At 30.4% G+C, this 11,763-nt stretch carries 9 protein-coding genes and 1 pseudogene; 6 read left to right on the top strand and 4 right to left on the bottom strand.

Annotation, left to right across the window (positions count from 1 at the left end; translation table 11 throughout):
- The first annotated feature begins 30 nt into the window (after positions 1-30).
- The 3 genes from B4J88_RS05040 (at position 31) to B4J88_RS05030 (ending at position 5,973) form a co-directional block, all read left to right on the top strand.
- Entirely contained in the window at positions 31-4,737 is a 4,707-nt protein-coding gene (locus tag B4J88_RS05040; protein ID WP_291066660.1) for an RHS repeat domain-containing protein, read from the top strand.
- Positions 4,725-5,075: a DUF2019 domain-containing protein gene (locus B4J88_RS05035; RefSeq protein WP_291066658.1), complete on the top strand. Its 351-nt coding sequence runs from the start codon at positions 4,725-4,727 to the stop codon at positions 5,073-5,075. The genes B4J88_RS05040 and B4J88_RS05035 overlap by 13 nt, the downstream gene beginning before the upstream one ends.
- Before the next feature lie 205 nt (positions 5,076-5,280).
- Complete coding sequence (locus tag B4J88_RS05030) at positions 5,281-5,973, top strand: IS1 family transposase (protein WP_291066656.1); 693 nt, start codon at positions 5,281-5,283, stop codon at positions 5,971-5,973.
- Positions 5,974-6,494: 521 nt separating this feature from the next.
- Here B4J88_RS05030 and B4J88_RS05025 read toward each other — a convergent pair.
- Positions 6,495-7,076: pseudogene (locus tag B4J88_RS05025) on the bottom strand (DDE-type integrase/transposase/recombinase); the annotation flags it as partial.
- 44 nt (positions 7,077-7,120) lie between these two features.
- The gene (locus B4J88_RS05020) at positions 7,121-7,312 is read right to left on the bottom strand and encodes a helix-turn-helix domain-containing protein (protein WP_286495961.1); all 192 of its coding nucleotides are present in this window, start codon (positions 7,310-7,312) and stop codon (positions 7,121-7,123) included.
- Positions 7,313-7,974: 662 nt separating this feature from the next.
- Between B4J88_RS05020 and B4J88_RS05015 the strand changes: the two genes are divergently transcribed.
- The gene (locus B4J88_RS05015) at positions 7,975-9,702 is read left to right on the top strand and encodes a hypothetical protein (protein ID WP_286495938.1); all 1,728 of its coding nucleotides are present in this window, start codon (positions 7,975-7,977) and stop codon (positions 9,700-9,702) included.
- A 171-nt stretch (positions 9,703-9,873) separates the two neighbouring features.
- On the opposite strand, the gene B4J88_RS05010 is transcribed toward B4J88_RS05015, so the two are convergent.
- Positions 9,874-10,077, bottom strand: coding sequence for a YwbE family protein (locus B4J88_RS05010; RefSeq protein WP_286495937.1), 204 nt, complete (start codon positions 10,075-10,077; stop codon positions 9,874-9,876).
- 443 nt (positions 10,078-10,520) lie between these two features.
- Here B4J88_RS05010 and B4J88_RS05005 point away from each other — a divergent pair, with 443 nt between their 5' ends.
- On the top strand, positions 10,521-10,820 hold the full coding sequence (locus B4J88_RS05005) for a hypothetical protein (protein ID WP_286495936.1): 300 nt from the start codon (positions 10,521-10,523) through the stop codon (positions 10,818-10,820).
- A 33-nt stretch (positions 10,821-10,853) separates the two neighbouring features.
- Positions 10,854-11,306, top strand: coding sequence for a CopD family protein (locus B4J88_RS05000; RefSeq protein WP_286495935.1), 453 nt, complete (start codon positions 10,854-10,856; stop codon positions 11,304-11,306).
- A gap of 78 nt (positions 11,307-11,384) precedes the next feature.
- Here B4J88_RS05000 and B4J88_RS04995 read toward each other — a convergent pair whose 3' ends face one another.
- On the bottom strand, positions 11,385-11,642 hold the full coding sequence (locus B4J88_RS04995) for an Lrp/AsnC ligand binding domain-containing protein (RefSeq protein ID WP_286495934.1): 258 nt from the start codon (positions 11,640-11,642) through the stop codon (positions 11,385-11,387).
- Between the last annotated feature and the right edge of the window lie 121 nt (positions 11,643-11,763).

Below are 11,763 nucleotides of genomic sequence, written 5' to 3'. Positions count from 1 at the left end.
AACTTTCGTTAGGATATCCAAGATGCTAGTATGCATAATACTGTTTTTGAAAGTGGATGTCTTCGACGTACAGATCAATTCTATAATTTTTATGCAGATGATTTAGACAATGATGGACGTGCAGAGTTTATAGCAACTAAATTAACAATTCGAAACCACGAATGGAGTGCTCACCACACAGATGAATACACTAATGTTGAAACTTCAGTTTATACTACATTAAAAAATAATACATCATCTTTAACATTTTCTTTAATTGATTCTTTAAATAAACGATTCAATGATATGGTTGTATATTTTGGAGCCATGTCTATTTATCGAGATGGAAATAGTACTGTTTTAGCAGGAAAACCAGATGACTGTAAAAATACACAGTGTAAAAACTTTATTTTTCAAACAATTGGAGGTTCCCAAGACATTGCTCCTATGAGAAAGATGAAGACTATTTCTCAAGGTGGTCTTACAACTTCTGTTGTATACAAAGAATTAGACTCTGTTAAAAACCCTAATTTTTACTCAGGAGATTTATTAACGTATCCATATGTAGGTTCTGAACGTTTATCTGGTTCTTATGTCGTTGCTCAATTACAACAAGACAATAGAAAACAAGACTTCTACTACCGGGGAATGAGTATGCAATTATTGGGAAAAGGAATGTTAGGCTTCCAACAGCAAGCACGTTCTTCTTGGTATGTTGATGGATATGAAAATACGAAAGTGTGGTCTGTATCTCAAATGGATCCGTATAATGAAGGAGTGATTAATAAAGAGTGGTCTGTTCGAGTAGGTAACAATGATACTAATCGTATTTTTACGACTAATTTTACTACCTCTAATAAAGATTTAATATCTTATACTCAAACAGAGTATTCTTACAGTTATTTTACTCCAACAGTTTTTGGACAAATAGGTCAAATATTTCTTACTAAACCAACAACTCCAGTACCAAATTTAATTACTGCTGTTGTTCCTAATAAAGTAACAACGTTTGATGCTTTAAAAAATATTAACACAGTTGAAACTGTCACATATAATAATTACTATTTACCTGAATCAACTACTGCAAACATTAATAATGGTTTTGGTATTACAACCACAACGTTAACTTATTTAAATAATGAAGGAGGTACCGGAAAAAATTATTATATCGGAAGACCTTCTTCAGAAAAAGTAATTACACAAGCATATGGAAAAAGTATTGTTTCTTATGAATCATACACTTATGAAAACAATTTAGTTTCGAGTAAAATTGTAAATAATAGGGACAACTCTGAGAGTATTATTGAACGTTATAAATATGATGGTTTTGGAAATATTATTGAAAAAACAATGGATAGTTCTGAAGATGGAGTTTTTGGAACAGTTAAAACAACCTACGATACACAAGGTAAGTTTGTATTAAATCAAACAGATAAACTCGGTTTGGTTACATCAATGACATATAATAATTGGGGGCAATTATTAACTGAAATAGATCCATTTGGTAATAAAACAACTAATACTTATGATGCTTGGGGAAAAATCTTAACATCCAATGATAATCTTTCAGGAACAACAACTTATACATACGAAAAAGATTCAAGTGGAAATATCAAAACAACTGAATATTCACCTACAGGAAATTATGATATTAAGTATGTTAATCGATTAGGACAAGAGTATAAAGCATCAACCAAAGGATTTAACCAAGGACGTATCATTTCAAAAGAAATTCAATATGATGCTATTGGTCGAAAAATAAAAGAAAGTGAACCTTATTTCGAAGGAGAATCTCAAAAATGGAATACATTAACGTATAATGATGCTGTTTTTCCTACTGAAGTTTCAGCAATTTCTTTCTCTGACAAAAAAATGACAACCAAAGTTGTAGGTATGGTCACTACTGTAAAAGAAGACAATGGATATGGTCGTACAACTTCACAAGAAACAGATGCCTTAGGAAATGTTATTCGTGCTACAGATGCTGGTGGATCAATATCATTCACTTACAATCCTGTTGGTCAACAACTTTCTGCTACATATGGTTCAAATGTAGTGACAACAAAATATGATAATTGGGGAAGAAAATCTGAGTTTCACGACCCTTCTAATGGTACATATAGATATACTTATGATGCTTTAGGAAATCTTATTTATTTTGATAGTCCTAAAGGAAGAAAAAGTTATTCTTATAACACAAAAGGGCAATTAATCAAACAAATTGAAACTGCTAAAGATGGTTCTACTGCAAAAGATATTACCTTAACATATAATGCAAAGGGACAATTAACAAAAAGAACAGGAACTGCTAAAAATATAAAAGGTATTCTTGATGCTTATTCTTCTACTGTTACATATGATGCACAGGGTCGTCTTGTAGAATCAAGTGAAATAAGTAATGGACGTTACTTTATGCAAAAAGGGATTACCTATGATGATAAAGGGCGTATTACTTCGTATGAAAAAAGCTTATACTCTAGTGGTCAATATACAAAAGCATTAATTGAAAATGTATACGATATTTGGAGCGGTGCACTTTATCAAATGAAAGATAAAAATTCTGGAGCCATTTTATGGCAATTGGAAGAAACACTTGCTGGTGGACAAGTAACAAAGGCTAAATTAGGAAAGTCTTCTATTATCAATAACTATGATTATAATACTATGTTAAGTAGTATTAAACATACTTCAGCTGTTACAGCTAATATTGTTGATATCAACTATTCTTTTGACGCAATTAAAAATGAACTAAGCTCTCGTATTACTTCTGGTGACATCTCAGTTATCGAAGGATTCACTTATGATAATAATAATAGATTAACAGAATGGACAAATCCTGTAACAGGAGATATACACAAAAATATTTACGATCAACAAGGACGTATTACAGAAAATAATAAAATAGGTAAAATTAATTACGGTTCTTCAGGATCTGTTTACCGACCTTCTACTATTGATCTAAATCAAGAAGGTAAAAATTATTATACGAATGATTTCATTCAAAAAATTGCATACAATGAGAACAATGATCCTACTTTTATCGATGGAGTAACAGGAGATGCTGCTTTTTCATATGGATTATCTAATATGAGACAAGTCGTAAGTTATGGTGGTAATTTTGATGTAAACTCTCAAGGTAAATTTACCAAATTTTATAGCGAAGATGGAAGTTTTGAAGTGACTGTTGATAATATAACAGGGCAAGAAAAACACATTTTATACATTGGTGGATCTCCTTATGAATCGAATATATTATACCTGAAAGATTTTAATCAATCTCAAGCTTCTTATCATTATTTACACAAAGATTATTTAGGTAGTATTTTAGCTATTACTGATAGTAATGCTAAAAAATTAGAACAACGTCATTATGATGCATGGGGTAATTTAACTCATCTTAAAATTGGCACTACAGCTGTTATCACTGATCAAAATATAATTAAACAAACCCAATTATTAATTGATCGTGGATATACATCACATGAACATTTTCAAGAGTTAGGAATTATTCACATGAATGGTCGTCTTTATGATCCTATTCTAAGACGTTTTCTTAATGCTGATGAAAACATACAAGACCCTTTCAATACACAGAATTATAATAAGTATGGCTATGTAATGAATAACCCACTGATGTTTAATGATCCAACTGGTGAGTATTGGGAAGCTGGATTTTTTTTAGCATACCTTGCTCCTGTTATTATTGGTGCTGCTATTGGTGCTGCAGTAGGTGTAGCAACCTACTTAGTTTCAACATTAATTTCTGGACAAAAATTTAAACTTGGTGGTATGTTTAAATCAATGATGTGGGGTGCTATATCTGGAGCAGTCACTTCAGGTATAGGTAGTGTTTTCTCCATAGGTAATTTTGCTCAATCTACAGTAGGTGGAGTTTTAAAATCTACAGCACATGCAATGGCACAAGGTACATTATCTATGGTTCAAGGTGGAAATTTCACTCAAGCCTTTATTTCCGGTGCTCTAGGAAGCTTAGCTGCTGGAGCATGGACGAAATTTGGAGGGAATTTTGCTCAAAGTACTACTGGAATGATTACTTTCGCTGGATTCTCAGGAGGAATTGGTTCTTATTTAATTGGAGGTAATTTTTGGGAAGGATTTGTAATTGGAGCTACTGTAGCAGGGCTTAATGATGCTTTACATAATAATTTTGCAACAGGATATGCAGATGATGTAGAAGCAGAAGATTGTCCAAAATGTAAAGAATTTTTAGGTAAACTAAAATCTTTTACAAAAGAACTAGGAAAAGTTTTTTATACAATTGACCCCGAAGGTCAAAGTTTCGATAATCATATGAATTTTGCTTTACAAAATGGTTCTGGATTAGGAGAAGCTGGTATTCATGCATTTGTTATGACTAAGGCAGAGAATGGAGGTTTAAGCTTTATTGGAGCTACTGCTCCTAGAAGAGCTCGATTGTCAAATAAAAGTTTTAATTCTTTTTCAGCTTTCAAAAAACATATGGGACCTGCTGGAGAAGGAAAAGCTTGGCATCATGTTGTAGAGCAAACACCTAGTAATATAAAGAAATTTGGTACTGGAAAAATTCATAATACTTCCAATTTGATGAAACTTCCACATGGAAAAGGAACTATTCATGCTAAAGTTTCAGGGTATTATTCTTCTAAACAACCTTTCACTGGTGGGAAAACAGTAAGACAATGGATAAGTACTAAATCTTATGATGAACAATATAAGTTTGGAATAAAAATTTTAAAAAAATTCGGATGGCAACAATAAAGAACGTAGAGCAAGCTTTACAAAATTTCGAAATATATTCAAATAAACAAGCAGAATATAGTGAATTAGGTAATTATAAATCAGCTAATGTAGCTTATAAAAATATTTTGAGTTCTGTATATTATTTAAAAGAGCAAGGTCAGATCAATCTTTTGGAAAAGTTTTTAGATTTTTCTTCTATAGGAGTAAGACTATGGGCAGCATATTTTTTATTACCTCAAATAGAAAGTAAATCAATAAAAGTTTTGAAAGAAATTTCACTTAGTCCAACAATACATGGGTTTACAGCAGAAACAACCATTGAAGAGTGGAATAATGGTACTCTTGAATTTCCTTAGAGGGGTAGTGTATCAGAAGTGTTGTTATACTTCAAAACACTTATTATAGGTCATTTAACAATAAAATAATCACACCCGATAATAGATAGTATTCTATTATCGGGTATTTTTATGTCCTTAAAATACCTAAAATAAATTCATCTGATAACCTTGTGTATCAAATGTGTTGGTAGCAACTTTTTGCATAAATTACATCTTACAATATATGACAAAATCAACCTTTACTATTGAAAATCAAATAAAAATATGTTCCAATTGTTCTACTAAATTAATCAAATATGGTAAAACTAAGAATGGCAAACAACGTTATAAATGTAAATCTTGTAACCAAACCACTGTAGAAATTTATACATACAACACCTATCTTTCAACAATCAATTGTAATATTATTCAATTAATCAAAGAAGGCTTAGGAATAAGAAGTACAGCACGTTATTTACAAATCTCAACGACCACTTTACTTAAACGAATTCTACAAATTACTTCCAAGATAACACCACCCAAACTCACAGAAGAAGATAAAGAATTTCAAGTCGATGAGCTCAGAACCTTTCATAAAAAACGATTAACCCCACTTTGGATCACTTATACTTTTTCATTACAAAACCGACAAATTCATGCTTTTCATGTCGGTTATAGAACAATCGAACTATTCAAAAAACTACTTACACCAATTTTTAAGAATAATCCAACGAAAATTTACACTGATAAATTCAATACCTATCGTTCAGTTATTCCTTCAGAACTTCATTCAACTAAGTTTCGTTCCACCAATCATATCGAACGAAATCACTTAAGTTTACGCACTCACCTTAAACGTTTAAATCGAAAAACAATTTGTTATACCAAAAATACAGCCGTCTTATCCGCTATTTTAATCATCTATTTTTGGAGTTAAGATTTTAACAAGAATAAAATAATACTTACTATTCTTATTGCTTAAGAAGCCAAAAAGTGCCAACTTCTAAATTTTAAAATGAAAGAATGTAAATTACTTTTAAAAAAACTTAAAATTACAACTTACCCAAAAATGTCAAAAATGACATCAAATGTTCGACAGAAGTACCTTTCAGCCCGCTGAAAGGGATTCTATTACTTAGAATCTCTTTTTTTGTATAAATAAGTAAGTTTTCTTCCTTCATTTTCAAATGATTAATCGAAAATAAATCCATCATTGTAGGTGTTCGATAAATCCCATTTTCATAGTATAAATTGCTGTCGAACACTATGTTTACAAATTCTCTTTTCTGTAAAGTATTAGCTTTAGAATAAACAAATGACCCGGTCCTAAAATAACTATACATGTTTTTAAATAAATCCTGTTATAGTTACACACCAATTGATCTTAATCCTAAATTTACTATACAAAGGAGTTTTGATTATTAAAACTTCTATTATAGTTTTCCATCTTTTCTTTAATTTTTCTGACTGCAAATGCGCAGCATTTGGAGTTAAATAATCACAACTTGTATGTGGTCTTAATTCATTATAAGTTTTAATACTATTAGTAATTTTAATTTTTGTCTGATCAAAACCTAATGTGCTTTCATATAAATTAAATTCCATTTTAATTATTCCATTAACCCTTTCTGCCATTGTATTTTCATAGGGATCACCTTTTTCTGTCATACTTATAGCTATGTTATTTGAGAGTAATAAATCTACATATTTATGTGAGCAATACTGCGATCCTCTATCAGAATGATGAATTATAGATTCATTATAAAGCCTGTTATTTACTGCCATGTTAAGCGCTTCAATACAACCATCAGCTGATAAATCTTCACGGAAGCAATACCCCATTATTTTTCTTGAATAAGCATCTGTTATTAAACTCAGGTAACCCCATTGAGTGCCTAGTCGAACTTGTATACCGTAGTGTTTTTGGGCTTGTTTATACGTAAAGCCGCCTTTTTCTACTTGGCGTACAACAGCTAACTTAAAGCCTAAGGTGTAATCGCGTTGTGTACGCTTTTCTCTTTCTAAGTATGATTCTTTCATGATAAGTTGATTTGGTGTCAACTTATTTTAGGATAAGACATTCTTTAACAAAAAAGGCTCTTATCCAAGAATTTTATATTAAAGAAATGTTTTGGGAAAAAGTACTTTTTACCGAGCTTAAAACAAGGAATCGTCTTGTTTCTCCTCATGCGATACAACGTTTTTTCACTAACGTTAAGTAGCCTTTGCACATCTGCACTGTCGTAGAATTCGTGAACTTTGTTATATGTTTTAATTTATTTAATTTCAGTAATATACGAGTTAATTAAATAAAATAAATGATAAGAGGAAGTAGGGATAGGGTGATTCTATATTTCTTCTTTTCATTTTTTTGTTCATCCAAAAAAAACGAAACAAAAAAAGATGCCGACAGTAGTCTCTCAATGATTCAACTAACTAAATTATTTTCATAAAGTTGTCAACTCGTTCCACTCAGACACTCCAACTTTTTTTATTCCAATAATTTAGAATTGAATTTCATTTCGATACTAAATCGTCGGATTTTTAATTCCTTTTTCAATATTCAAATTCACTTATAATAACGAATTTTAAAGCTGTCATTGCTGAAGAGTCGAGTGTCAATTCTACGTAGTGAGCGTTAAAAATGATTTACTGTTCACATTTTATATGTGAATAATTTAAAGCATTTAGCGAGTAGTCGTTATTGACCGACTTGTAGGCACGGACTTGATTTTTTTTGGTTCGTTTTTTTTATCAAGAAAAAAAATGAACATATAATTTATTAATCAACTTGTAACAAGTTTACCTAAGCTCCACAAGAGCTTCTCCTTATAATTTCAAATGTTTTTTACTGTATGTAGAAGATTATTTTAGAAAAATAATTCATTTTCATGTTGAATCTTTTGTATTCTCTCTATTTTAGTAAGAAATTAATGATATGAATTTTAAAATACTGTTTTTATTTCTTACTTCTACACTACTTTTTGGTCAAAATAATTTTATAACTCCTTACGAAAAAGGAAATAAAAATCAAACTACAACCTATGATGAAATGAATGTGTTTTATCAAAATTTAGCGGAAAATTTTGAGACAATACAGTATGTAAAAAAAGGAGAAGACGATAATGGAAAGTCAATTTATGTAGTTGTTTATAATCCATTTAAAGAAAAAGATATAAAAGAATTACGTAAAACAAAAGCAGTGCTTTTCGTAAACAATGGAATTCATCCTGGAGAACCGGACGGAATTGATGCGACGATGATGTTGATGCGAGATTTGGCAATGAAAAAAATTAAACCGCTTAAGAATTTTATTATTGCTGCGATTTCGGCCTATAATGTAAGTGGTATGTTGAATAGAGGGGCTTTTTCGCGCGCAAATCAGAATGGACCTGAACAATATGGTTTTCGTGGAAATGCCAGAAATTATGATTTGAACAGAGATTTTATTAAAAATGATTCAAAAAATGCAAAAAGCTTTCAGACGATTTTTCATTGGTTGAAACCTGATGTTTTTATTGATAATCATGTAAGTAATGGGGCAGATTATCAGTACACATTTACCTATATTTCGTCTTTTAAAGCGCGTGTAGGAAATGTTTTGGGCGATTATTTTTATACGACATATCAAGCAAATAATCTAGCCGAAATGCAAAAAAATGGTTACGAAAGTACGCAATATGTGAACATACATGGCGATGTTCCTGATATTGGTTTTGCAGCTTTCGAAGATTCTCCACGCTATTCTACAGGTTATACAACATTGTTTAATGCACTAAGCACAATGCCCGAAACACATATGTTAAAGCCTTATGAAAACCGTGTAGACGCAACGTATAAATATATGTTGGTAAATCTAGAAAATTTAGATAAAGAATATTTGACAATCAGAAATTTACGAAAAGAAAATCTAAAACAATATCAGGTCGGAAATCAATATGGAATTCGTTGGAAAATAGATTCTACTCAATTTACAACAATGAATTTTAAAGGATTTGAAGCAGGATACAAGCCAAGTGCGGTTTCGGGAAAAGATAGATTGTACTATGATCGATCGAAACCATTTACAAAAAAAATTAAATTATTCAATTCTGCAAAACCAATTAGTTACATTACAATTCCGAAATATTATGTTCTTCCACAAGCTGAATATCGCGTTGTAGAAGCTTTGCAACGAAATGATATTCAAATGAAACGAATAGAAAATGATACATTAATTAACGTCGAATCGTATAAAATATCAGATTTTAAAACCAATAAAAATGCATATGAAGGACATTATAATCATTACGAAACGGTGGTTACAAAATCGATGAAATCGCTTAAATTTTTTGAAGGAGATTATATTGTGCCAACACAACAAGATGGAGTGAAATATATTCTTGAAACCTTAGAACCAGAGGCATTGGATTCGTTCTTTAACTGGAATTTTTTCGATGGAATATTAGGTCAGAAAGAATATTATTCGGCTTATATTTTTGAGGATACAGCTGCTGAATTATTGAAAAATAATGTGGTTTTGAAAACCGCATTTGAAGCAGAAAAAGCATTAAAACCAGAGTTTGCTAATGATGGCGAAGCACAGTTGGATTGGGTTTATAAAAATTCGCCTTATTTTGAGAAGAATACTTACAGACAATATCCGATTTATAGGATTCTTAATTAAAACCAGTTGTGCATTTTGAAATAAAATTATTCAAATAGATGGTTTAAGTTGTTATAACACACAATTTGTTAATTAAAATCTATTTGTTGAAATAGAAAAGGCAAAGGTGAAAAATTGTAAAAAGCTCTTATCTGTATTGATAAGAGCTTTTAATTTATAGTTTGATGCATTCTAAAAATCGTCTTCAATAATTTCTTGCACACGTCCAATTTGTCCATCCGTCAAACGAACTTTTATACCACGATGATGATAAGGCGCAGAAGTCAATAAATCTTTCACGATACCCTCAGTCAATTCGCCAGTTCGTTGATCCTTTTTCAATACAATATTAACCAGCATACCAGGTTTTATATTTGCTCTTGTTTTACCATCCATATTACAAATATCTTAAAATAAATGGAAAAGATATTCATTCTATCGTAAAGGAAATTAAAAAATACATTCATCTGGAAGGTAAAAATGAAATGGGATTGAATATGAAATTTATGAATTTTCTCTTTTATTATTTTATTTACAACCCAGCTGAAAAAATTTGAGATTGAATATAAAGGCAAGAATAACAAGAATACAACTTTCTTTTATTGGAGAGGGGTTGAGGTGAAAATCATAAAACTAGAAATAGGATTTGTTCGAGTGTTGTTCGATAATGTTTCGGAAAAAGTGGGCGAACAAAATAGGGGAGAAGTGAAGTGATTTTTATTTGAAATGGTAATTGATTTAAAAATTAATTATTACTGAGTATAAATAAGAAAATATAAGATAGATTTGGTCGAGTATTTAATTGATTTGGAATAAATTTAGAAGATAAATAATTCATTATGGAAAATTTACCAAATTTAAATAGTATTCATGATACTGATAAAAGCGTTGGAGCGATAAGTATTTTCAAAGGCGAATCTAGTAATGTAACATCAATTCAATTATTAGAAAAAAGTGTTTTAAAAGAGCACAGTACAAAAATACCTGCTTTGCTTTTATGTGTTACTGGAAAAGTAGTGTATTCAGATGAAAATGAACAAACAATAGAATTAAGCTCTAGTGACTATATAACGATAGAACCAAATGTTATACATAAGTTAGAGGCTTTAGTAAATAGTCAGTTGATTTTAGTAAAATAAGATCATCAATAAAATGAATTAATATTTCTTGATATGCACGAATTACATCTATTATTAATTTTCCATTTAATAGGCGCTACGATATGGGTTGGTGGACATATTATATTAAGTTTGGTTATTTTACCACAAGTATGGAAAGAAAAATCGATAGAGAAATTGTTCTCTTTTGAAAGTAAATACGAACGAATAGGACTTCCAGCTTTATTAGTTATGGTTATTACAGGAGTAAGAATGTCTTATATCTACACGATCAAGATTAGTAATTGGTTTCAATTCGAAAACCCCATTGAAAGAGTTGTCTCATTAAAACTGATAGGCTTAGCAACAATTGTATTATTGGCTTTGAGTGCTCAATTTTATGTGCTTCCTCGTTTAAAAACAGATGATACAAAACTTCCTCTCATGACATTTCATATTATAGCGGTGACAACGATTAGTATAATCATGTTAATACTAGGTAGCTTCGTACGATATGGTGGTATTTAGATAAATATTAGTAGTTTAGCCTATCTATTTATTAAATTTCTTGTTATAGTTTAGTAGAGAACAATAGTAACAAAGTAGCTATGAATCATTCTTAGGTAATGGTATTTGTAATCCAGTTTTAACTGTATGCATGTTGACAAAAGTTTTAAAACGTCGTATATTCGAGTTACTAAAAAATAATTTTCGAGTCAAGGATTCGTATTCTCGCATAGTATTAACCACCATAATCAATGCAAAATCTACTTCACCTGTTACATAATAACATTGCTGAATTTGAGGAGTTTTATTGAAAGTTGATTTTATTTCATCAATAAATTCAATTTTATCTGTATCCAATTCAATTTCTACGAACAGCTGTCGTACTTCATGACTTCGTAGACTTTAAATATAATTATTTTAGTTTTAATTTTAGTATTTCATAAGGAGTTTTTCCTTTAAAAGAGGACTGTCTCTTAAA

It is taken from the genome of Empedobacter sp. UBA5036 (assembly GCF_002415215.1).
Lineage (GTDB): Bacteria > Bacteroidota > Bacteroidia > Flavobacteriales > Weeksellaceae > Empedobacter > Empedobacter falsenii_B.
The sequence above is the reverse complement of the archived record's forward strand: the minus strand, read 5'-3'. Positions and strand labels throughout refer to the sequence as shown.